20 protein-coding genes and 4 tRNA genes are annotated in these 24325 nt (G+C 50.6%); 9 read left to right on the top strand and 15 right to left on the bottom strand.

The genetic code is table 11. The features are described 5' to 3' along the window. The 6 genes from thiC to thiH are packed head-to-tail and all read left to right on the top strand — an operon-like array spanning position 1 to position 5511. A complete protein-coding gene (thiC, locus tag IV433_RS25905; protein WP_229893733.1) occupies positions 1-1965 on the top strand; it encodes a phosphomethylpyrimidine synthase ThiC in 1965 nt (654 codons plus the stop codon). Next, positions 1962-2615, top strand: coding sequence for a thiamine phosphate synthase (gene thiE, locus IV433_RS25900; RefSeq protein WP_195816527.1), 654 nt, complete (start codon positions 1962-1964; stop codon positions 2613-2615). The genes thiC and thiE overlap by 4 nt, the downstream gene beginning before the upstream one ends. After that, on the top strand, positions 2608-3372 hold the full coding sequence (locus tag IV433_RS25895; RefSeq protein ID WP_195816526.1) for a HesA/MoeB/ThiF family protein: 765 nt from the start codon (positions 2608-2610) through the stop codon (positions 3370-3372). The genes thiE and IV433_RS25895 overlap by 8 nt, the downstream gene beginning before the upstream one ends. Then, positions 3353-3553 carry a sulfur carrier protein ThiS gene (thiS, locus tag IV433_RS25890; protein ID WP_195816525.1) on the top strand — a complete coding sequence of 67 codons (201 nt, stop codon included), beginning with the start codon at positions 3353-3355 and terminating at the stop codon, positions 3551-3553. Before IV433_RS25895 ends, thiS begins: the two co-directional genes overlap by 20 nt. Before the next feature lie 3 nt (positions 3554-3556). Further along, positions 3557-4336: a thiazole synthase gene (locus tag IV433_RS25885; protein ID WP_195816524.1), complete on the top strand. Its 780-nt coding sequence runs from the start codon at positions 3557-3559 to the stop codon at positions 4334-4336. Then, positions 4333-5511, top strand: coding sequence for a 2-iminoacetate synthase ThiH (gene thiH, locus IV433_RS25880; protein ID WP_195816523.1), 1179 nt, complete (start codon positions 4333-4335; stop codon positions 5509-5511). The genes IV433_RS25885 and thiH overlap by 4 nt, the downstream gene beginning before the upstream one ends. A gap of 240 nt (positions 5512-5751) precedes the next feature. On the opposite strand, the gene rpoC is transcribed toward thiH, so the two are convergent. From rpoC to IV433_RS25815, 13 genes are all read right to left on the bottom strand, one after another. Continuing rightward, entirely contained in the window at positions 5752-9972 is a 4221-nt protein-coding gene (gene rpoC, locus IV433_RS25875; protein WP_101080116.1) for a DNA-directed RNA polymerase subunit beta', read from the bottom strand. A 91-nt stretch (positions 9973-10063) separates the two neighbouring features. Further along, positions 10064-14092 (bottom strand): DNA-directed RNA polymerase subunit beta, encoded by a 4029-nt coding sequence (gene rpoB, locus IV433_RS25870; protein ID WP_152325371.1) that lies wholly within the window; start codon positions 14090-14092, stop codon positions 10064-10066. 334 nt (positions 14093-14426) lie between these two features. Further along, on the bottom strand, positions 14427-14792 hold the full coding sequence (rplL, locus tag IV433_RS25865) for a 50S ribosomal protein L7/L12 (protein ID WP_101080117.1): 366 nt from the start codon (positions 14790-14792) through the stop codon (positions 14427-14429). A gap of 66 nt (positions 14793-14858) precedes the next feature. Continuing rightward, positions 14859-15356 carry a 50S ribosomal protein L10 gene (gene rplJ / locus IV433_RS25860; RefSeq protein ID WP_013577411.1) on the bottom strand — a complete coding sequence of 166 codons (498 nt, stop codon included), beginning with the start codon at positions 15354-15356 and terminating at the stop codon, positions 14859-14861. A gap of 336 nt (positions 15357-15692) precedes the next feature. Next, entirely contained in the window at positions 15693-16397 is a 705-nt protein-coding gene (gene rplA / locus IV433_RS25855; protein ID WP_101080118.1) for a 50S ribosomal protein L1, read from the bottom strand. A gap of 4 nt (positions 16398-16401) precedes the next feature. Next, positions 16402-16830, bottom strand: coding sequence for a 50S ribosomal protein L11 (gene rplK / locus IV433_RS25850; protein ID WP_013577413.1), 429 nt, complete (start codon positions 16828-16830; stop codon positions 16402-16404). Positions 16831-17003: 173 nt separating this feature from the next. After that, the gene (nusG, locus tag IV433_RS25845) at positions 17004-17549 is read right to left on the bottom strand and encodes a transcription termination/antitermination protein NusG (protein WP_009639145.1); all 546 of its coding nucleotides are present in this window, start codon (positions 17547-17549) and stop codon (positions 17004-17006) included. Continuing rightward, complete coding sequence (gene secE, locus IV433_RS25840; RefSeq protein ID WP_034794996.1) at positions 17550-17933, bottom strand: preprotein translocase subunit SecE; 384 nt, start codon at positions 17931-17933, stop codon at positions 17550-17552. Between the two features lie 253 nt (positions 17934-18186). Beyond that, positions 18187-19371 (bottom strand): elongation factor Tu, encoded by a 1185-nt coding sequence (tuf, locus tag IV433_RS25835; RefSeq protein WP_195816522.1) that lies wholly within the window; start codon positions 19369-19371, stop codon positions 18187-18189. A 108-nt stretch (positions 19372-19479) separates the two neighbouring features. Then, positions 19480-19555: transfer RNA gene (locus IV433_RS25830), tRNA-Thr, on the bottom strand. Between the two features lie 7 nt (positions 19556-19562). Beyond that, a tRNA-Gly gene (locus IV433_RS25825) sits at positions 19563-19637 on the bottom strand. A gap of 130 nt (positions 19638-19767) precedes the next feature. Further along, positions 19768-19852 (bottom strand) — tRNA-Tyr (locus tag IV433_RS25820). A 19-nt stretch (positions 19853-19871) separates the two neighbouring features. After that, positions 19872-19947, bottom strand: a tRNA-Thr gene (locus tag IV433_RS25815). A gap of 131 nt (positions 19948-20078) precedes the next feature. Between IV433_RS25815 and IV433_RS25810 the strand changes: the two genes are divergently transcribed. From IV433_RS25810 to coaA, 3 genes are all read left to right on the top strand, one after another. Next, on the top strand, positions 20079-20330 hold the full coding sequence (locus tag IV433_RS25810) for a hypothetical protein (protein ID WP_195816521.1): 252 nt from the start codon (positions 20079-20081) through the stop codon (positions 20328-20330). Further along, positions 20327-20863: a GNAT family N-acetyltransferase gene (locus tag IV433_RS25805; protein ID WP_195816520.1), complete on the top strand. Its 537-nt coding sequence runs from the start codon at positions 20327-20329 to the stop codon at positions 20861-20863. Before IV433_RS25810 ends, IV433_RS25805 begins: the two co-directional genes overlap by 4 nt. A gap of 218 nt (positions 20864-21081) precedes the next feature. Next, entirely contained in the window at positions 21082-22032 is a 951-nt protein-coding gene (gene coaA / locus IV433_RS25800; protein ID WP_152325062.1) for a type I pantothenate kinase, read from the top strand. Positions 22033-22081: 49 nt separating this feature from the next. On the opposite strand, the gene birA is transcribed toward coaA, so the two are convergent. Next, positions 22082-23041, bottom strand: coding sequence for a bifunctional biotin--[acetyl-CoA-carboxylase] ligase/biotin operon repressor BirA (birA, locus tag IV433_RS25795; protein ID WP_195816519.1), 960 nt, complete (start codon positions 23039-23041; stop codon positions 22082-22084). After that, a complete protein-coding gene (gene murB, locus IV433_RS25790; RefSeq protein WP_195816518.1) occupies positions 23038-24075 on the bottom strand; it encodes a UDP-N-acetylmuramate dehydrogenase in 1038 nt (345 codons plus the stop codon). The genes birA and murB overlap by 4 nt, the downstream gene beginning before the upstream one ends. Positions 24076-24325: the final 250 nt, after the last annotated feature.

Below are 24325 nucleotides of genomic sequence, written 5' to 3'. Positions count from 1 at the left end.
ATGTCGAGTACCCAGAAACCTGTTACATCCGAAAAAAAGCCCGCTAACCGCCGTGAACAACGTGCACAGGCACAGTCATTTATCGACAGCTTGCAGGGCGAAGCCTTTCCCAATTCCCGACGTATCTATCTTCAGGGCAATAACGCCGGTATTCGTGTCCCTATGCGTGAAATCCAGCTCAGTCCGACGCTGGTCGGCGGCGGAAAAGACAACCCGCAGTTTGAAGAAAACGAAGCGATTCCGGTTTATGACACCGCCGGACCGTATGGCGATCCGTCTGCGACCATCGACGTGCATACCGGTCTTGAAAAATTGCGTGCCCGCTGGATAACCGGGCGCGCCGATACCGAAGAACTTCCGCAGGTCAGCTCCGGTTTTACTCAGCAGCGCCTGGCCGACGAAGGGCTGGATCATTTACGCTTCGAACATCTTCCGCGCCCGCGAAAAGCCATCGCCGGTAAAAATGTCACACAGCTGCATTATGCGCGACGGGGCATGATTACCCCTGAGATGGAATTCATCGCTATTCGCGAAAACATGGGGCGTGAGCGGATCCGCGGAGAAGTCCTGCGCCAGCAACATCCCGGTGAAAGCTTCGGGGCGCACCTGCCCGCGAATATCACCGCCGAATTTGTTCGCCAGGAAGTGGCCGCCGGTCGCGCGATTATCCCCGCCAACATCAATCACCCGGAATCCGAGCCGATGATCATTGGCCGCAATTTTCTGGTGAAGGTAAACGCCAATATCGGTAACTCAGCGGTGACGTCCTCTATCGAAGAGGAAGTTGAAAAGCTGGTGTGGTCAACGCGCTGGGGCGCGGATACCGTTATGGATCTCTCCACCGGCCGCTATATCCATGAAACCCGTGAATGGATCCTGCGTAACAGCCCGGTTCCGATTGGCACCGTTCCGATTTATCAGGCTCTGGAAAAAGTGAACGGCATTGCCGAAGACCTGAACTGGGAAATGTTCCGTGACACCCTGCTGGAGCAGGCGGAACAAGGTGTGGATTACTTCACCATTCACGCAGGCGTGTTGCTGCGTTACGTGCCGATGACAGCGAAACGCCTGACCGGTATTGTTTCGCGCGGTGGCTCAATCATGGCGAAATGGTGCCTGTCGCATCATCGCGAAAGCTTCCTGTATGAGAATTTCCGTGAGATTTGCGAAATCTGCGCCGCTTATGATGTCTCGCTTTCTCTCGGCGATGGCCTGCGCCCAGGCTCGATTCAGGATGCCAATGACGAAGCGCAGTTCGCAGAATTACACACGCTGGGCGAACTGACGAAAATCGCCTGGGAATATGACGTGCAGGTGATGATCGAAGGGCCGGGGCATGTGCCGATGCAGATGATCCGCCGCAATATGACGGAAGAACTCGAGCAGTGCCACGAAGCGCCGTTCTATACGCTCGGGCCGCTGACGACCGACATTGCGCCTGGTTATGACCACTTCACCTCCGGAATTGGCGCCGCGATGATTGGCTGGTTCGGCTGCGCGATGCTGTGCTACGTCACGCCAAAAGAACATCTCGGCCTGCCGAATAAAGAAGACGTTAAGCAGGGTTTGATTACCTACAAAATTGCGGCGCACGCAGCAGATTTAGCGAAAGGCCATCCGGGCGCACAAATCCGGGATAACGCCATGTCTAAAGCGCGGTTCGAATTCCGCTGGGAAGATCAGTTCAATCTCGCGCTCGACCCGGCTACCGCCCGCGCTTATCACGACGAAACCCTCCCGCAGGAATCCGGAAAAGTCGCACACTTCTGTTCAATGTGCGGGCCGAAGTTCTGCTCTATGAAAATTACTCAGGAAGTTCGCGATTACGCCGCTGCGCTGGAAGCCAAAGCCCAGCCCATCGAACTCGTGGAATCCGGCATGGCGCAAATGTCTGCGGAATTCCGTTCGCGCGGCAGCGAGCTTTATCACCCTGCCAGCCATTCCACGCCGGAGATCAGTAAATGAATCAGCCCGTTAAAACTTTCCCGTCCGTTCCTTTTCATCTGGGGTTATATCCGGTGGTTGATTCTGTCGAATGGATTGCCCGTCTGCTGGATGCGGGCGTTAAAACGCTGCAACTGCGGGTGAAAGACTTACCCGATGAAGACGTCGAACCCGCCATTATCGACGCCATTGCACTGGGGCGAAAACATGACGCACGGCTGTTCATCAACGATTACTGGCGTCTGGCGGTAAAACATCAGGCGTACGGCGTGCATCTGGGTCAGGAAGATCTGGATACCGCCGATTTACAGGCCATTCTTGATGCCGGTTTACGTCTGGGCGTATCGACGCATGACGATGACGAACTGGCGCGCGCCGTGGCGGTCAATCCGTCTTATATCGCACTCGGCCATATTTTCCCGACGCAGACCAAAGATATGCCGTCAGCACCGCAGGGTTTGTCGGAATTAGCCCGACACATTACGCAGCTGAACGGCAGCTTCCCGACAGTCGCCATCGGCGGGATTAGTATTGACCGTGCGCCGTCGGTGCTGGATTGCGGCGTCGGCAGTATTGCCGTCGTCAGCGCTATCACGCAGGCAGCAGACTGGCGCGCAGCCACCGCAGAATTGCTGGCCTTGTGCGCCAGCAAGGTTCCGGAAGATGCTTAACGACGCAGCCTTTATGCGCTACAGCCGTCAACTGATGCTGGAAGAATTCGGCCCGCAGGCGCAGGAAAAGTTATTGGCGGCAAAAGTGCTGATTGTCGGGCTCGGCGGGCTGGGTTCACCGGCAGCGCTTTATCTGGCAGCGGCGGGTGTCGGGACGTTATTTCTGGCTGATGATGATCAGCTCCACATTACCAATCTTCAGCGGCAAATCCTGTACCGTACCGCCGATCTTGATCAGCCGAAAGCCAGCCTGGCGAAACGCGAGCTGCTGCGCCTGAATCCACTTTGTGAAGTTGTTGCCATTTCAGAACGGCTCGCAGGAGATGCACTGCTTCGGGCCGTTGGCAATGCCGATATCATTTTAGATTGCAGCGACAATATGGAAACCCGCCACGCGGTAAATAAAGCCTGTGTGAATATGGGTAAAACCTTGATCAGCGGCAGCGCTGTCGGATTCAGCGGCCAGCTTCTGGTCATCGAAGCGCCCTATCTTCATGGCTGCTATGCCTGTTTGTATCCGGATCAGGAAACCGTACAACGCAATTGCCGGACATCAGGCGTTCTCGGGCCGGTCGTCGGGACCATCGGCACGCTACAGGCGCTGGAAACACTGAAAATACTGGCGGGTTTGCCGAGTTCTCTTAGCGGAAAGCTGCGGCTGTTCGACGGAAAAACGCAAAACTGGCGTTCCCTGCAACTCACCCGTTCATCTGCCTGTTCTGTCTGCGGAGGCCATCGTGAACATTCATGTCAATGATGAACCTCACCATTTCGCCGGGCCGCTGACGCTGTTTACCCTGCTCAACCTGCTGGATCTGAACCCTGCGGGCAGTGCGCTTGCGGTCAATCAGGTCATAATTCCTCGTGATAACTGGCCTGCCCACCTGCTGGAAGATGGCGATCAGGTATTGCTCTTTCAGGCCATTGCCGGAGGATGAAACATGTTAAAAATTGCTGATGCTACGTTTACCTCGCACCTTTTCACCGGGACAGGAAAATTCGCTAACGCGTCTGTGATGCAGCAATCGCTGGCGGCATCCGGTTCTCAGCTGGTGACGATGGCGATGAAACGCGTCGATCTCCGGCGCGGCGGCGATGATATTCTTTCGCCTTTGCAGCAACTTGGCGTGCGCCTGTTGCCCAATACGTCAGGGGCAAAAACGGCAGAAGAAGCGGTGTTTGCCGCTCAGCTGGCCCGCGAAGCGCTGGGCACAGACTGGGTCAAACTGGAAATCCATCCGGACATGAAATACCTGCTGCCCGATGCCATCGAAACCCTGAAAGCCGCAGAGATACTAGTGAAGCAAGGGTTTGTCGTTTTGCCTTATTGCAGTGCTGATCCGGTGCTGTGCAAGCGTCTTGAAGAAGCCGGATGCGCGGCAGTGATGCCGCTCGGCGCACCTATTGGCTCTAATCAGGGGCTGCAAACCCGTGAGTTTCTGCAAATTATTATCGAACAGGCGCGGGTGCCCGTTGTGGTTGATGCCGGTATCGGCGCACCCAGTCAGGCCGCAGAGGCGCTGGAAATGGGCGCGGACGCCGTGCTGGTGAATACGGCAATTGCCGTTGCGCGTGATCCGGTTTCCATGGCGACAGCTTTCCGGCTGGCCGTTGAAGCGGGCGTTCTTGCCCGCCAAAGCGGATTAGGCGGGCGGCAACGGTACGCCAGCGCATCCAGCCCGCTGACCGGTTTTCTGACTTCCCCGCAGGCAACCTTATGAGCAACTTTACCGATGTCTGGTCAACGCTCGACTGGGACGATATTTCCCTGCGAATTAACAGCAAAACGGCCAGCGATGTTGAGCGGGCGCTGAGCAGGAACAAAATCGACCGCGATGATTTCATGGCACTGATTTCTCCGGCTGCGTTGCCCTATCTCGAAGAAATGGCGCAGCGCGCGCAACAACTCACGCGCCAGCGTTTCGGCAACACTGTGAATTTCTTTGCGCCTCTTTATCTCTCCAACCTTTGCGCCAACGAATGTACGTACTGCGGCTTCTCGATGAGTAATAAGATCAAACGTAAAACGCTGGATGAAGAGGAAATCAGTGCTGAATGTGAGGCGCTAAATGCGTTGGGCTTCAAGCATCTGTTGCTGGTTACAGGCGAGCATAAAGGGAAAGTCGGTATGGATTATTTCCGCCGGCATTTCCCTGCTATCCGCAGTCATTTTGATTCGCTGATGATTGAAGTGCAGCCGCTGCCGCAGGAAGAGTACGCCGAGTTAAAAACTTTGGGGCTGGACGGTGTTCTGGTTTATCAGGAAACCTATCACGCGCCGACGTATGCGCTGCATCATCTGCGCGGGCAAAAACAGGATTTCTTCTGGCGGCTGGAAACCCCTGACCGGCTGGGACGTGCGGGAATCGATAAGATCGGGCTCGGAGCGTTGTTCGGGCTTTCCGGAAACTGGCGAACTGACAGTTATATGGTGGCCGAGCATTTACTTTACCTGCAACGAACCTACTGGCAAAGCCGCTATTCGGTGGCATTTCCGAGATTGCGCCCATGTACCGGCGGAATCGAACCGGCGTCTTTACTGGAGGAAAACCAGCTGGTGCAGCTGATTTGCGCTTTCAGGATGCTATCGCCGGATGTCGAGCTTTCCCTGTCGACACGCGAATCACCGTATTTCCGCGATCACGTCATTCCTCTGGCGATCAACACGGTCAGCGCCGGATCCAAAACTCAGCCGGGCGGTTACGCAGACGATCATCCGGAACTGGAACAATTCGCGCCACATGATAACCGCTCAGCACAGCGGGTAGCGGCGGCCTTAACGCAGGCCGGATTGCAGCCGGTATGGAAAGACTGGGACAGTTTTTTGGGGCGTGCGCCGCAGGAAAATGTCGCCAGACCGCAACCCGATAATCTCTCGGGAATGCATATTCCATAAAGCGATTTTGCCCCTCGCGCCTGCACGCCGGGAAGGTTACCGTGCCGTTGTCGCTGCATCATCGCAGCCGGCCAGCGCCACGCATCCCGGCGCTGCTTCCAACCAGCCGGAACAGGTTATCGTCCAGTTCCCTGTTCCGGCTCCTCTTTTCTTCCTGTCCATAAATCCAGCGCATCGATATTTCAGGCAAAAAAAAACCGCCCCCGAAGGAGCGGTTTCAAGCGTTTCGACAGCGGACGATTACTCGTCGTTGTTACCGAAACCTGCGTTCAGCAGTTCAGCCAGGTTAGCCGTTGCTTCATCCGCGCTGACTTGCGGTACAACTGGCACTTCGCCTTGGGCTTTACGGCGAGCACGATCCTGATGATAAGCGTAACCGGTACCGGCTGGGATCAGACGGCCAACGATAACGTTCTCTTTCAGGCCACGCAGTTCATCACGTTTACCGGCAACAGCCGCTTCGGTAAGAACGCGCGTGGTTTCCTGGAACGACGCAGCAGAGATGAAGGATTCGGTCGCCAGGGATGCCTTGGTGATACCGAGCAGGTCACGGGTAAAGGTTGCCGTGATTTTGCCTTCAGCTTCCAGCTGACGGTTAGCGATTTTAACGCGAGACATTTCTGCCTGTTCGCCTTCCAGGAAGTCTGTGCCACCAGCGCTAACGATGGTGCCTTTACGCAACATCTGACGAACGATAACTTCGATGTGTTTATCGTTAATCTTAACGCCTTGCAGACGGTAAACTTCCTGCACTTCGTTGGTGATGTAGCGGGTAACCGCGTGAACACCACGAAGACGCAGAATGTCGTGTGGAGATTCAGGGCCGTCGGATACGACGTCACCACGTTCCACAACTTCGCCTTCGAACACGTTAAGCTGACGCCATTTTGGAATCATTTCTTCGTAAGCATCGCTGCCATCTAACGGAGAAATTACCAGACGACGTTTGCCTTTGGTTTCTTTACCGAAGGAGATGATCCCGCTGATTTCAGCAAGGATTGCAGGCTCTTTCGGACGACGCGCTTCGAACAAGTCAGCAACGCGTGGCAGACCACCGGTGATGTCCTTGGTACCGCCGGATTCCTGAGGAATACGCGCCAGGGTGTCACCAGAGTGAATCTGAGTACCATCTTCCAGCTGAACGATCGCTTTACCTGGCAGGAAGTATTGAGCAGGCATATCAGTACCTGGGATCAATACGTCGTCGCCTTTAGCATCAACGATTTTCAGCGCCGGACGCAGGTCTTTACCGCTACCAGTACGTTCTGCAGAATCCAGAACAACCAGAGAGGACAAACCGGTCAGGTCATCTGTCTGACGGGTAATGGTCTGAGTATCAACCATATCGGCAAAGCGAATGAAACCACTCACTTCACTGATAACTGGCATTGTGTGCGGATCCCAGTTAGCAACGGTTTCGCCGCCGTTAACAGATGCGCCATCACCTTTGCCCATCACGGAACCGTAAGGCACTTTATAGCTTTCTTTTGTACGACCGAATTCGTCGATCAATTTCAGCTCAGTGTTACGGGAAGTGATAACCAGTTTGCCGTTAGAGTTGCTAACGTGCTTGTGGTTGCTCAGTTTAATGGTACCGGTGTTTTTCACCTGGATGCTGGATTCAGCAGCCGCACGAGATGCCGCACCACCAATGTGGAACGTACGCATCGTCAGCTGAGTACCCGGTTCACCGATGGACTGTGCTGCAATAACACCGATCGCTTCACCTTTGTTGATGATGTGACCACGTGCCAGGTCGCGACCGTAGCAGTTTGCACACACACCAAAGTCAGTTTCGCAACTTACGACTGAACGTACTTTCACGCTGTCGACAGAGTTCTCTTCTAACAGATCACACGTCTTCTCGTGAAGCAGGGTGTTACGTGGAACCAGAATATCCGCCGTACCCGGCTTGAGGATATCTTCTGCAGTTACACGACCCAATACACGTTCGCGCAGTGGTTCTTTAACGTCGCCACCTTCGATGACAGGAGTCATCATGATGCCTTCGTGTGTACCACAGTCGTCTTCGGTAACAACCAGATCCTGTGCCACGTCAACCAGACGACGGGTCAGATAACCGGAGTTCGCAGTTTTCAGTGCGGTATCCGCCAAGCCTTTACGAGCACCGTGAGTAGAGATGAAGTACTGGAGTACGTTCAGACCTTCACGGAAGTTCGCGGTGATTGGCGTTTCAATGATGGAACCATCCGGCTTAGCCATCAGGCCACGCATACCGGCCAGCTGACGAATCTGTGCAGCAGAACCACGCGCACCTGAGTCGGCCATCATAAAGATACTGTTGAAGGAAACCTGCTGTTCAACAACACCGTCACGGTTGACGACGTCTTCAACAGACAAGTTTTCCATCATTGCCTTAGCAACACGTTCGTTGGCCGCAGCCCAGATGTCGATCACTTTGTTATAGCGTTCGCCAGCAGTTACCAGACCAGACTGGAACTGTTCCTGGATTTCAGCAACTTCGGTTTCTGCTTCTTCGATGATCTCTGCTTTCTTCGCAGGGATCACCATGTCATCGATACCAACTGACGCGCCTGAACGGGCAGCGTAAGCAAAACCGGTGTACATGATCTGGTCAGCAAAAATAACGGTCGGCTTCAGGCCCAAAATGCGGTAACAAGTGTTCAGCATTTTGGAGATAGCTTTTTTGCCCAGAGGCTGGTTGACGATAGAGAACGGCAGACCTTTTGGCACGATCATCCACAGAATGGCGCGACCAACAGTCGTGTCGATAATCGACGTCTTATGCGTAACTTCGCCTTCGGTATTTTTGATCTCTTCGGTAATACGCACTTTGACACGCGCATGCAGAGAGGCCAAACCGGCGCGGTAAATACGCTCAGCTTCTTTAGGACCGGTCAGAACCATGCCTTCGCCTTTGGCGTTAACACAGTCGCGGGTCATGTAGTACAGACCCAATACAACGTCCTGAGAAGGAACGATGATTGGCTCGCCGTTCGCAGGTGACAGGATGTTGTTGGTAGACATCATCAACGCACGCGCTTCCAGCTGGGCTTCCAGCGTCAGCGGTACGTGAACAGCCATCTGGTCACCATCGAAGTCGGCGTTATATGCAGCACAAACCAGCGGGTGCAGCTGAATTGCTTTACCTTCGATCAGAACCGGTTCAAACGCCTGGATACCCAAACGGTGCAGGGTTGGTGCACGGTTCAGCAGTACCGGGTGTTCGCGGATAACTTCGTCCAGGATATCCCAAACGACAGCTTCTTCGCGCTCAACCATTTTCTTAGCGGCTTTGATAGTGGTGGCCAGGCCACGCAGCTCCAATTTGCCGTAGATGAACGGTTTGAACAGTTCCAGTGCCATTTTCTTCGGCAGACCACACTGGTGCAGACGCAGGTATGGACCTACGGTGATAACGGAACGACCAGAGTAGTCGACACGTTTACCCAGCAAGTTCTGACGGAAACGACCCTGTTTACCTTTAATCATGTCTGCCAGAGATTTCAGCGGACGCTTGTTAGAGCCGGTGATAGCACGACCGCGACGGCCGTTATCCAGCAAAGCATCTACCGCTTCTTGCAGCATACGTTTTTCGTTACGTACGATGATATCTGGCGCAGCCAGATCCAACAGGCGTTTCAGACGGTTGTTACGGTTGATAACGCGACGATACAGATCGTTCAGATCTGACGTTGCGAAACGGCCGCCGTCCAATGGAACCAATGGACGCAAGTCTGGTGGCAGCACCGGCAGCACGGTCAGGATCATCCACTCTGGTTTGTTACCAGATTGAACGAACGCTTCCAGCAGCTTGATACGCTTGGTCAGCTTCTTACGTTTGGTTTCGGAGTTGGTTTCGTTCAACTCTTCACGCAGTTGTTCGCATTCCGCTTCCAGATCCATGTTTTTCAACAGTGCCTGGATTGCTTCCGCACCCATCTTCGCGTCGAACTCATCACCAAACTCTTCCAACGCATCCAGATACTGCTCTTCAGTCAGGATCTGGCGTTTTTCGAGGTTAGTCATGCCGCCTTCGATAACCACATAGGATTCGAAGTACAGAACACGTTCGATGTCACGCAGTGGCATATCCAGCAGCAAACCGATGCGCGATGGCAGCGATTTCAGGAACCAGATGTGTGCAGTCGGGGAAGCCAGTTCGATGTGGCCCATACGCTCACGGCGTACTTTAGTCTGGGTCACTTCAACGCCGCACTTCTCGCAGATCACGCCGCGATGTTTTAAACGCTTGTACTTACCGCACAGGCATTCGTAGTCTTTTACTGGTCCGAAAATACGGGCACAGAAAAGGCCGTCACGTTCTGGTTTGAACGTACGGTAGTTAATGGTTTCTGGCTTCTTAACTTCACCAAAAGACCAAGAACGGATCATGTCTGGCGATGCCAGAGCAATTTTGATCGCATCAAACTCTTCGGTCTTAGTTTGCGCTTTCAGAAACTTTAGTAAGTCTTTCACGGATTGGCTCCCGTCGGGTTAGACCTGTTAGGCACCTGCTGACTGTCTCCAGCCAGACAGGTGCCCCTGTGATCATTGCGAATTCGAGTACTTACTCGTCTTCCAGCTCGATGTTGATACCCAGAGAACGGATTTCTTTCAACAGTACGTTGAAGGATTCCGGCATGCCTGGTTCCATACGATGATCGCCATCTACGATGTTTTTATACATCTTAGTACGGCCGTTAACGTCATCGGACTTAACAGTCAGCATTTCCTGCAGGGTATAAGCGGCACCGTATGCTTCCAGTGCCCACACTTCCATCTCACCGAAGCGCTGACCACCGAACTGTGCTTTACCACCCAGCGGCTGCTGAGTAACAAGGCTGTAAGAACCGGTAGAACGCGCGTGCATCTTATCGTCAACCAGGTGGTTCAGTTTCAGCATGTACATGTAGCCGACGGTAACCTGACGCTCAAATTGCTCGCCGGTACGGCCGTCAAACAGTGTGATCTGGCCAGAGGTAGGGATTCCGCCCATTTCAAGCAGTTGCTTGATCTCTGTCTCTTTCGCACCGTCGAAGACTGGTGTTGCGATTGGCATACCCTTTTTCAGGTTCTCTGCCAGACGCAATACTTCGTCATCGGTGAAGGTGTTCAGATCAACTTTCTGACGTACATCGTCGCCCAGATCATAGGCACGCTGGATGAACTCGCGCAGCTTAGAAACTTCTTCATGTTTCTTCAGCATGGCATTGATTTTTTCACCAATACCTTTCGCGGCCATACCCAGGTGGGTTTCCAAAATCTGACCAATGTTCATACGTGATGGAACGCCCAGCGGGTTCAGTACGATATCAACAGGAGTCCCGTTTTCATCGTAAGGCATATCTTCGATCGGGTTGATCTTGGAGATAACACCTTTGTTACCGTGGCGGCCTGCCATCTTGTCACCAGGCTGGATTTGACGTTTAACGGCCAAATACACTTTAACGATTTTCAGCACACCTGGTGCCAGATCATCGCCCTGAGTGATTTTACGACGCTTAGCTTCGAGTTTTTTCTCAAACTCGGATTTCAGTTCGTCGTACTGTTCAGCAAGCTGTTCCAACTGATTCTGTTTGTCTTCGTCAGTCAGTGACAGTTCTAACCAACGGTCGCGAGGCAATTTGCCCAGCTTGTCAGCTTCAACACCGCCAGCAACCAGCGCAGACTGGATACGTGCAAACAGGCCCGCTTCCAGAATTTGCAGCTCTTCAGTCAGGTCTTTCTTAGCCTGTTTCAGCTGCATTTCTTCGATTTCTAACGCACGTTTGTCTTTTTCCACGCCATCGCGGGTAAAGACTTGCACGTCAATAATCGTACCGGAAACGCCGTTTGGTACACGCAGAGAAGAGTCTTTAACATCAGACGCTTTCTCACCGAAGATCGCACGCAGCAGTTTCTCTTCCGGAGTCAGTTGAGTTTCACCTTTAGGTGTAACTTTACCGACCAGAATGTCACCACCGGTCACTTCAGCACCGATATAAACGATACCGGATTCATCCAGCTTAGAGAGCGCAGCCTCACCCACGTTAGGGATGTCAGCGGTGATCTCTTCAGGCCCTAACTTGGTGTCACGGGACACACACGCCAGTTCCTGGATATGGATGGTCGTGAAGCGATCTTCCTGCACAACACGTTCGGAGACCAAGATGGAGTCTTCGAAGTTGTAACCGTTCCAAGGCATGAACGCGACACGCATGTTCTGACCCAGAGCCAGTTCGCCCAGATCTGTTGACGGACCATCTGCCAGCACGTCGCCGCGCTCGATTGGTTCGCCCAGATTCACACACGGCATCTGGTTGATGCAGGTGTTCTGGTTAGAACGGGTGTATTTGGTCAGGTTATAAATGTCGATACCTGCTTCGCCCGGGTACATCTCTTCTTCGTTAACACGAATAACGATACGGGATGCATCCACGTACTGAACAATACCGCCACGTTTAGCTACGGCAGTAACACCGGAGTCAACCGCTACAGCACGTTCCATACCAGTACCTACCAGCGGCTTATCAGCGCGCAGGGTTGGAACTGCCTGACGTTGCATGTTCGCACCCATCAATGCACGGTTGGCGTCATCGTGTTCCAGGAATGGAATCAGAGAAGCACCAACGGATACGATCTGCTGGGTAGAAACGTCCATGTAGTCAACCTGATCGCGGCTAAACAGGCTTGATTCGCCTTTGCTACGACAAGTGACTAAGTCTTCCAGGAAGCGGCCTTCTTCGTCCAGGTTGGAGTTCGCCTGAGCGATTACGAAGTTGCCTTCTTCAATGGCAGACAGGTAGTTAATTTCATCGGTAACCATACCTTCGCGCACACGGCGGTAAGGGGTTTCCAGGAAACCATACTCATTGGTCTGTGCATACACAGACAAGGAGTTGATCAGACCGATATTTGGACCTTCTGGCGTTTCGATTGGACATACGCGACCGTAGTGAGTCGGGTGTACGTCTCGAACTTCAAAGCCAGCACGTTCACGGGTCAAACCGCCCGGGCCCAATGCAGAGATACGACGTTTGTGCGTGATCTCAGACAACGGGTTGTTCTGGTCCATAAATTGTGACAGCTGGCTTGAACCAAAGAACTCTTTCACCGCAGCCGAAATCGGCTTAGCGTTGATCATGTCCTGAGGCATCAGAGTATCGAGGTCGCCAAGAGACAGACGCTCTTTAACTGCACGCTCAACACGAACCAAACCTACACGGAATTGGTTTTCAGCCATTTCGCCGACAGAACGAATACGACGGTTACCCAAGTGGTCGATATCATCCACTTCGCCCTGACCGTTACGGATGCCGATCAGCTTTCTCATCACCTGGATGATGTCGTCTTTGCTCAGGATACCTGAACCTTCGATTTCATCACGCAGCAGAGAACGGTTGAACTTCATACGGCCAACAGCAGACAGGTCGTAACGATCTTCAGAGAAGAAGAGGTTTTCGAACAGGCTTTCAGCTGCTTCACGCGTTGGTGGCTCACCAGGACGCATCATGCGGTAGATCTCAACCAGTGCGCTCAGGCGATCGCTGGTTGGGTCGACGCGAATGGTCTCGGACATGTACGCGCCATGATCGAGATCGTTGGTGAACAGCGTTTCAATGGTTTTGTGACCGGACTGGCTCAATTTAGCCAGCAGATCCAGAGACAATTCCATGTTAGCAGGGACGATCAGCTCACCGGTATTGGTGTCGATGTAGTCTTTAGAAACGACTTTCCCTGCAATGTACTCAACAGGAACTTCGATGCGCTGAATTTCGTCTTTTTCAAGCTGACGAATATGACGTGCAGTGATGCGGCGGCCTTTTTCAACATAGACCTTACCGTCAGCTTCGATATCAAAAGAAGCTGTTTCACCGCGCAGGCGCTCAGGTACCAGTTCCATCTGCAGCTTGTTGTCGCGGATCTGGTAAGTCACCTTGTCAAAGAACAGGTCAAGGATCTGTTCAGTCGTGTAATTTAATGCACGCAGAATGATGGTCGCTGGCAATTTGCGGCGACGGTCAATACGTACAAACAGGTTGTCTTTCGGGTCAAACTCGAAATCCAACCATGAACCGCGGTAAGGGATGATACGTGCGTTGTACAGCACTTTACCCGATGAGTGGGTTTTACCCTTATCGCTGTCGAAGAATACACCCGGACTACGGTGCAGCTGAGATACGATAACCCTCTCAGTACCGTTAATCACAAAGGTACCATTTTCGGTCATGAGCGGAATTTCGCCCATATAGACTTCTTGTTCCTTGATGTCTTTGACCGTACCTTCTGGTGCTTCGCGTTCGTAGATAACCAGGCGCAGTTTCACGCGCAATGGCGCGGAGAACGTCACACCACGGATCTGGCATTCTTTAACGTCGAATACTGGCTCACCAAGACGGTAGCTAACGTATTGCAGCTCAGAATTACCGCTGTAGCTCTTGATAGGGAATACAGAACGGAATGCAGCTTCCAGACCGTACTGGCCTTCCGGATCTTGCTCGATAAACTTCTGGAACGAGTCAAGCTGGATAGAAAGGAGATATGGAATGTCCAGAACTTGTGGACGTTTACCAAAATCCTTACGAATGCGTTTTTTCTCGGTATAGGAGTAAACCATAGGGTTCCTCAGCTCGCTGATCAGTGACCCAATCTTGTCTGCCCTGAGAAGGACAGTTCATGCAACACCGTTTATGTCGACCGGAAAGCAGAAACGCTTCCCGCAATACCCGTTTCTATCACGCTTAAATCATTTCGTTGTGCGTTATCTGTAGATGAGCTACAGCAAGTGGCATCAATATATTAAGTCGTCTAATAGAAAGAGATATTAGAGTAGTTCAGTGCTCAAACAGTGTGAAACACCACTGACACTCTATATAGCGCAAAAAGGCTGGTGACTAAAAAGCCACCAGCCATCAGTCTGTCAGGACAGACTGCACTCCGGGAAGTTAAACTTATTTAACTTCAACAGAAGCACCAGCTTCTTCCAGAGATTTTTTCAGAGCTTCAGCGTCGTCTTTGCTGATGCCTTCTTTCAGAGCTGCTGGAGCAGACTCAACCAGGTCTTTAGCTTCTTTCAGACCCAGGCCAGTTGCGGTACGAACAGCTTTGATAACTGCAACTTTATTCGCGCCAACAGCAGCCAGAATAACGTCGAACTCAGTTTTTTCTTCAACAGCTTCAGCAGCAGCAGCAGGACCTGCAACAGCAGCAGCAGCAGAAACGCCGAATTTTTCTTCCATAGCGGAGATCAGTTCAACGATTTCCATTACAGACAGAGCTGCAACGCCTTCAATGATTTGTTCTTTAGTGATTGACATTTCAAGTGTTCCTAGAATTCAGAAATAGTGTATACGTAAGCAAATGAACGAGAAAAGAAAGGCTGATTAAGCAGCTTCTTTCTGATCGCGTACAGCAGCCAGAGTGCGAACCAGTTTGCCTGCAGAGGCTTCTTTCATGGTTGCCATCAGGCGTGCGATTGCTTCTTCGTAAGTAGGCAGAGTTGCCAAGCGGTCGATTTGAGCCGCAGAGATAAACTCACCTTCAAAGGCCGCAGCTTTAACCTCAAATTTTGCATTCGCTTTAGCGAAATCTTTGAACAGACGGGCAGCAGCGCCTGGGTGTTCAGTAGAGAATGCAATCAAGGTTGGACCGACAAACGTGTCTTTCAGGCACTCAAACTGAGTACCTTCTACGACGCGACGCATCAAGGTGTTGCGAACAACACGCATGTAAACGCCAGCTTCACGACCTGCTTTACGCAGTTCAGTCATTTTATCTACAGTTACGCCACGGGAATCCGCAACAACCGCAGACAGCGCGCCTTTGGCTACTTCGATGACTTCAGCAACAATCGCTTGTTTGTCTTGAAGATTTAATGCCATTAGCTTTTTGCTCCTGGATTTGGCCGGGGAAAATCCCCGGAACTCACATCACTTGTTATCGAGATCGATATCAAGCGTTCAAACACGGTGAGCAGAGAATCCAGCAAAGACAAATCTTAACTCTTTATAAAAAAGACAAAGAAATATTTTCTTCAGGCTCTGTCACCGTCTACGCAGGAAGGATTAAGTCCTTTTCAGGACACCTGCGGTCTTGGACGGAGGCCTGGATAGGCCAGGCTCCAACCGAAAAATCTTGGTTTCGCATTAACGAAACAACGGGCCATAGATTCTAGACAAATCTACCGCCCGCGTAAAGCGATAAACGTCAGCAGTTAATTAGTTAACTGTTGCGCTCAGGCCGCTTTGATCAATAGCAAGACCCGCGCCCATGGTAGTGGACAGGCTTACTTTCTTGATGAAAACGCCTTTAGCCTGAGAAGGCTTCGCTTTTTTCAGAGCGACCAACAGAGCTTCCAGGTTTTCTTTCAGCTTGTCGGATTCGAAATCAACCTTACCAATGGTGGTATGGATGATGCCGTTTTTGTCGTTACGATAACGAACCTGACCTGCTTTAGCATTTTTAACTGCTTCAGCAACGTTAGGAGTTACAGTACCAACTTTCGGGTTAGGCATCAGGCCACGTGGACCCAGAACCTGACCTAATTGGCCAACAACGCGCATTGCATCTGGAGATGCGATAACAACGTCGAAGTTCATTTCGCCTTTCTTAATCTGGTCTGCCAGATCTTCCATACCTACCAGCTCAGCGCCTGCAGCTTTAGCAGCTTCAGCGTTTGCACCTTGGGTGAAGACGGCAACGCGAACAGAACGACCGGTACCGTTAGGCAGAACGGTAGCACCACGAACGTTTTGATCAGATTTACGTGCATCGATGCCGAGGTTAACAGCAACGTCCACGCTTTCTACGAATTTAGCAGTGGCCAGCTCTTTGAGCAGAGCAACGGCTTCGGTGATGTCATACTGTTTAGTAGCATCAACTTTGTCACGGATCACGCGCATGCGCTTGGTCAGCTTAGCCATTCTATTAATCCTCCACTACCAGGCCCATGGAACGAGCAGTACCTTCGATGGAGCGAGTCATCGCTTCAACGTCAGAACCAGTCATGTCCGCAGCTTTGGTTTCTGCGATTTCACGAACCTGAGCACTCGTTACTTTACCTACTTTGTCTTTGTTCGGCTTGCCGGAACCAGACTTGATACCAGCCGCTTTCTTCAGCAGTACTGCTGCAGGAGGGGTTTTGGTAACGAAGGTGAAAGAACGGTCAGAATAAACAGTAATAACAACAGGAATTGGCAGGCCTTTTTCCATGCTATCAGTCTTAGCATTGAACGCCTTACAGAATTCCATGATGTTCACGCCTTGCTGACCCAGAGCTGGACCAACTGGCGGACTTGGGTTTGCCATACCGGCTGCAACTTGCAGCTTAACGTAGGCTTGTACTTTCTTGGCCATGGTAAATATCCTCGTTTGGGTGATATCGCCTGTTTGAAGAGGCTCCCCGTTATTTACAGTACTTTATACTTTCCACACGCAGAGGCTGCGCATAAAAACAAAAGGCGCGAAATTATAGTTCAATTTCGCGCCCTGTACAACATCTGTTCTAATGAATATTTAGAAAGGTGCCGTTAGCCTTTTTCAACCTGTCCGAAATCCAGTTCGACCGGTGTTGCACGGCCAAAGATGGAAACAGACACTTTCAAGCGGCTTTTTTCGTAATCAACTTCTTCGACCACACCATTGAAGTCCGCAAACGGACCGTCGTTAACACGTACCAGTTCACCTGGTTCAAACAATGTTTTAGGACGTGGCTTATCACCCACTTGTTGCAGGCGATTCATGATCGCATCGACTTCTTTATCGCTGATCGGTGCAGGACGATCTGACGTTCCGCCAATGAAGCCCATCACACGAGGAACGCTGCGAACTAAGTGCCAGCTGGCGTCATTCATCACCATCTGTACCAGCACATAACCCGGGAAGAATTTACGTTCGCTTTTACGGCGCTGGCCACCACGGATCTCAACCACTTCTTCGGTTGGAACCATGACTTCACCAAAGAGTTCTTCCATGTCATGTAATTTGATGTGCTCACGCAGCGATTGCGCTACGCGGCCTTCAAAGCCAGAAAACGCCTGAACGACGTACCAACGTTTTTTAGGTGCTTCAGACATTTAGAACCTCAAGCCAGTAATGAAAGATACCAGGCGGACTAAAATACCATCCAGCCCCCACAGAATCAGAGACATAACGGCAGTTACCGCAGCAACGATCAGTGTGGTATGCAATGTTTCCTGGCGCGTTGGCCAAATGACTTTACGTACTTCGGTGCGCGCTTCACGAGCAAACGCAACTGTCGCCTTGCCTTTGGTGGTCAATAAAGCCACTGCGCCTGCAATTGCGATAATAACTACTACGGCTAACGCGCGTAACGGCAGGCTGTATGCACGGTAATAATAGTTACCGACAATAGCTACAACCAACAAAACGGCAACAACCAGCCACTTTACCGCTTCCAGGCCGCGCCCGCTCCCTTGAGCCTCGGTATTCGCACTCATAAACCAACCCGTCACAATGATTCAGAACAAACAACTTTGCCTCGCATTGCGAGGCAAACCAAACCGATCGATGCTCTACTCGAGCGCAATTCGGTGTTTTACGCTATATCTCAGAGCCTATCTCACCAGTGATTATGACGTATAAATCGCTGATGAGATAGGTTCTAGCACCACAGCGTAGAAAAAAGGGCATCGAATGATGCCCTTTTCGGGTGTGTTGCGTCAACGTATAGTGACAAAAAACTATCAGCGATTAAGCGATAACTTTAGCAACAACACCAGCGCCTACAGTACGGCCGCCTTCACGGATTGCGAAACGCAGACCGTCATCCATCGCGATTGGGTGGATCAAGGTAACAACCATTTTGATGTTGTCGCCTGGCATTACCATTTCAACGCCTTCTGGCAGTTCGATGGTACCGGTCACGTCAGTTGTACGGAAGTAGAACTGTGGACGGTAGCCTTTGAAGAATGGAGTATGACGACCACCTTCATCTTTGCTCAGAATATAAACTTCAGATTCGAACTGGGTGTGTGGTTTGATTGAGCCTGGTTTAGCCAGAACTTGACCACGTTCGATATCTTCACGTTTGATACCACGCAGCAGAACACCAACGTTCTCGCCTGCACGGCCTTCGTCCAGCAGTTTGCGGAACATTTCAACGCCAGTACAAGTTGATTTCACGGTATCTTTGATACCTACGATTTCAACTTCTTCGCCGACTTTAACGATACCGCGCTCTACACGACCGGTTACAACTGTACCACGACCGGAGATGGAGAATACGTCTTCGATTGGCAGCAGGAATGGCTTGTCAATTGCACGTTCTGGTTCTGGGATGTAAGAATCCAGGAAGCCAGCCAGTTCAATGATTTTCGCTTCGTAGTCTGCATCGCCTTCAAGTGCTTTCAGCGCTGAACCGCGAATAACCGGAGTGTCATCGCCTGGGAAGTCGTACATAGACAGAAGTTCACGAACTTCCATTTCTACCAGTTCCAGCAGCTCTTCGTCATCAACCATGTCACATTTGTTCAGGAACACGATGATGTAAGGAACGCCAACCTGACGACCCAGCAGGATGTGCTCACGCGTCTGAGGCATAGGGCCGTCAGTTGCAGCAACAACCAGGATCGCGCCGTCCATCTGAGCAGCACCGGTGATCATGTTTTTCACGTAGTCGGCGTGCCCTGGGCAGTCAACGTGCGCGTAGTGACGGCTTGGGGTGTCATATTCAACGTGTGAAGTGTTGATGGTGATACCACGAGCTTTTTCTTCTGGTGCGTTATCGATCTGGTCGAATGCGCGTGCAGAACCGCCGTAGGTTTTAGCCAGAACGGTAGTGATTGCTGCAGTCAGGGTAGTTTTACCGTGGTCAACGTGGCCGATAGTACCAACGTTAACGTGCGGTTTTGTACGTTCAAACTTTTCTTTAGACATCGATTGTCCCTCTAAGACACGGTTAAATCGGTGGTATCACCACATCAACCAAGCATTTGCTTGACGAATTAGTTTACAGAAAGAAAATCAGGAGGGAGAATTTGGAAGTGGTGCTGATAGGCAGATTCGAACTGCCGACCTCACCCTTACCAAGGGTGCGCTCTACCAACTGAGCTATATCAGCACATACTTGGAGCGGGCAGTGGGAATCGAACCCACATCATCAGCTTGGAAGGCTGAGGTAATAGCCATTATACGATGCCCGCATCCTGGAACTCGGCTACCTAATTTTTCTGAAGAACTTGAAGACGGGGAAAAGGACGTGAGACACTTAATTCCTCACCTTCACTTAAAGCGACTCTTTCACTTTAAGTTGCTTCATTGCTGAAGCATGTATGGTGGTGGGGGAAGGATTCGAACCTTCGAAGTCGATGACGGCAGATTTACAGTCTGCTCCCTTTGGCCGCTCGGGAACCCCACCTAATTGTTAAGTACTTGAATGGTGCCGGCACCAAGAGTCGAACTCGGGACCTACTGATTACAAGTCAGTTGCTCTACCAACTGAGCTATGCCGGCATCAAGTGCTGCGCATTCTAGGGAGAGTTTACGGGGTATGCAACAAATAAATTGCATGTTTTGTTCTAACGCTCATGTTTTATTCAAAAAACAGGCTTTTGCCCTAATTAATGCGTTTGAAGGTTCAAATAATGTGCAAAAACACCCCCTCACATCTCGTTGTCGAGCCTATGTCACGCCTTTTCCTCTCTGTTCATCCTATAAAAATCATCCACTCCGCCAGTCTGGGCGATTTCTGCACTGAAAATGTGCTGTTGCTCCATCAAAGATCACTTATCGGCGTTTTCTTTTTAGCTAATACTGATTTAACGGCATTTTTTGTTGGCTCAATTTTTGCAGCCTTCTATGCGGATGCACTGTTTCTTAAAGGAGGGTTGCAATGAAAATAGTCATGCTGAATGCGGCGACATTACCTGTCTATCGCGACGAACTGGCTCAACTCCTGATAGAAGCCAACCAAGGGGGAAGTTCTGCGGGATTTCCTTACGCCATGGAACAGAAAGATGCCGAGGATTCTTTCGATGATTTGCGCCCCACGCTTGCTCAAAATGAGCGTGTGCTCTGGATTGCCCGGGATGAAAAAGGTGTTATGGGAACAGTCCAGCTGAATTTAACGCATCTGGCAGATTCACCGCATGAGGCAGAAATTAATACTCTTTTAGTTTGTGCTCGTGCGAGACGCCGGGGCGTCGGAAGATTGCTAATGCGTGAACTGGAACACACTGCTCAGAATCTGCGTTGTACCGTTTTGTCTTCTGATATGCAATCGGGTTCTGAAGCAGAAGCCTTTTACCGTGCTCAGGGATACCGTTGCGCGGCCTTGAAAGTTGAACCTGGCCGCTACAGTCGGAAAAATGAAGTAGTTTACTATAAGCGGCTCTCTGCGTTTGCCTGTTCCTCTCCTTCCCTCTTCTGACCTCCCATGGGGTGACGAAAGCCGCCCCAAACTTTTGCGATATCTTCCTTGTTTGCATAACTTTATTAAAAATTTTTAAACTCAATCAAAGAAATCGATAAGTTATAAGAAAAAGATCTCTCCTGAAAATTAAGGTGTCTATAATATGCTGCTGGTTTACTGTCTGGAGTTGGCGTGATCGCCTTTCCTGACCTGCGCTAACAGGCAGACTTTAACTTATGAAAAAAAGAGACCCATCTTTGGCAACTCCTTATCTGCAGTTCGATCGTGCGCAGTGGGCGGCCTTACGTGATTCAGTACCGCTAACGCTCAAAGAAGCGGAAGTCGTGAACCTGAAAGGTATCAATGAGGATTTATCTCTCGAGGAAGTCGCGCAGATCTATCTACCGCTTTCACGCCTTCTCAATTTTTACATCAGTTCCAACTTGCGCCGGCAAGCTGTGCTCGAACAGTTCCTCGGTACAGACGGACAGAAAATACCTTATGTCATCGGCATTGCGGGAAGTGTTGCGGTGGGCAAAAGCACCACAGCGCGTGTCCTGCAGGCATTGCTGAGCCGTTGGCCAGAGCATCGTTCAGTGGAGCTGATTACTACTGACGGATTTCTCTATCCCAATAAAACGTTGCAGGAACGCGGGATCATGAAGAAGAAGGGATTCCCGCAGTCTTACGATATGCATCAGCTGGTAAACTTCGTTTCTGAAGTTAAATCAGGCGCTAAACGTGTAACTGCCCCGGTGTATTCGCATCTGATTTATGATGTGATCCCCGATGGGAATAAAGTTATTGAGCAACCAGATATATTAATTCTTGAAGGGCTCAATGTTTTACAAAGTGGTATGGATTACCCTCACGATCCACATCATGTATTTGTTTCTGACTTTGTTGATTTTTCAATATATGTTGATGCACCGGAAGATTTATTACAGGGCTGGTATATTAATCGCTTCCTGAAATTCCGCCAGGGTGCATTCTCTGATCCCGACTCCTATTTCCATCACTATGCAAAACTGCCGGAAGAAGAAGCAGTAAATATTGCAACCCAGTTATGGAACGAAATTAATGGGTTGAATTTAAAAGAAAACATATTACCGACCAGGGAAAGAGCCAGTCTAATCCTGACAAAAAGCGCGAATCATGCGGTTGAAAGCGTCCGGTTGAGAAAATAAGTATTTCAGAAATGAATAAAGGAGAGCTGATGCTCTCCTTTTATTTTATTCAGACACCGCGCAATGAAATCTCACCACCAATATATGGTTTAATAAGACCATCTTGCTCGAGCAACAATGCGCCCTGAGGATCAATTCCCCGTTCGATGCCATGAATTTCCTGATCACCAATCAGCAATTTAACCGGCCGGTCGAGGAAATTATCTAAGCCCCGCCAGCGGGCAATAAACGGTGTCAGACCTTCCTGTTCAAAATGAATTAAGGCTGAACGCAGCTCTTTCAGTAACGTTGCTGTCAGTTCGTTGCGATCGATATTCACGCCCGCTTCCTGCAAGTTGATCCAACCCTGATTGATGGTATCGGTCGCAGGTTCACGCATTTTGAGGTTAATACCTGCACCAATAACAAGATGAGCAGCATCTCCAGTTTTTCCTGTCAATTCAACGAGGATACCAGCCAGCTTACGGTCATTGAGATAAAGATCATTAGGCCATTTAACCCGGACATCTGCCGCACCCAAGCTATGAAGCACTTCCGCCATAACAATCCCGATCACCAGGCTCAGCCCCATTGCCGCAGCGGGACCTTGTTCCAGTTTCCAGTACATGGAAAGATAAAGATTGCTGCCGAAAGGTGAAAACCACTTACGCCCGCGCCGCCCTCGCCCAGCCTGCTGATATTCAGCAACACAGGCATCACCAGAATTCAGCTGAGCAATCCTATCCATCAGGTACTGATTAGTTGAATCAATCACCGGCAGGACACTGACTCCACCAGCCGGGAGCATGGCGAGAATCTTCTCCTCTTCCAACAACTGAATAGGATAAGGAAGGCTATAGCCTTTTCCGGGAACCGTGAAGATATCGACACCCCAGTCCCTTACTGTCTGGATATGTTTATTAATTGCAGCACGACTCATTCCCATGGCAATACCTAACTGCTCACCAGAATGAAACTCACCATCGGCCAAAATTGAGATCAATTGCAGTGGTACTGTAATATCCTTCATGACAGTACCTCCACGGAATTCACTTCACCTTCTGCGGCAATGAAACGGACTTCAGGTTCAAGCCAAATACCAAATTTTTCGGCAACTGCATCACGAACATGTTTCGCCAATGTGCGGACATCATCGCTGCTCGCATGGTCTTTATTAATGAGTACCAGGGCCTGTTTCTCATGCACTGCAGCGCCGCCGATGCTAAAACCTTTCAGGCCGGACTGTTCAACTAACCAACCCGCGGCAAGTTTTACCTGCCCATTAGCTTGTGGATATGATGGCATTGAAGGGTACTGGCTGCTGATTTTCTCTGCAACTAAAGCACTAACAGTTGGATTTTTGTAGAAGCTGCCCGCATTCCCGGTGACGACAGGATCCGGTAATTTGCTGCGTCGCATTGAGCATACTGAATCAAAGATTTCCTGCGGTGTTACAGTATGAGGATCCAGACGAGCCAGGTCACCATAAGTAAGTTTCGGCAACCATTTTTTCGTCAGCTTCAAACCGACAGCTACGATTGCATAACCGTTTTTATAGGAATGTTTGAATATGCTTTCGCGATAGCCGAACTGGCAATCTTCGTCACTTAAACGCACCAGTTTTTCGGTTTGCAGATCTAAAACATCAACATAATTACAGATGCTTTGCAGCTCAATTCCATAAGCACCAATATTCTGAATAGGCGCAGAGCCGACACAACCAGGGATCAGAGCCAGGTTCTCCAGCCCCGAAATATTGTGTTCCAATGCGTAGCAAACCAGCCCATGCCAGTTTTCCCCGGCACCGACATGCAATAGCCATTCATCAGCGTTTTCAGCCTGTTCAATACCTTTTATCCGATTCAAAACGACCATACCGGCAAAGTCTTCAAGGAAAAGAACGTTGCTTCCTTCACCTAAAAGCAGGAAGGGTTGCTGCTTTTCTTTCGCAGACTTCCAGGCCGTGATCAGCTGTTCTACACTACAAACACTCACGATTTCAGCAGCATGTACAGCAAGGGAAAAGGTATTTCGGGATTGAAGAGAGGTGTCGTCAATCGACATAACTAGATTACTCATTGGTGACTTATTTGAGCTTAGTTTAACCGATTCATTGCCCCTGACGCATAGTTTTCTGGCAGAGAGGCAGTCAGGAAAGAATGAAAGTGTCTAAAAATCCCATAAAATCTCTCCAAATTCTCCATAGCAAAAAGCCCTGTACGTCAGTACAGGGCTTTCCACTTATTTGATGCCTGGCAGTTCCCTACTCTCGCATGGGGAGACCCCACACTACCATCGGCGCTACGGCGTTTCA

Source organism: Rahnella laticis, from assembly GCF_015644585.1.
Classification (GTDB): domain Bacteria; phylum Pseudomonadota; class Gammaproteobacteria; order Enterobacterales; family Enterobacteriaceae; genus Rahnella; species Rahnella laticis.
This window is presented reverse-complemented; position numbering and strand designations above follow the sequence as displayed.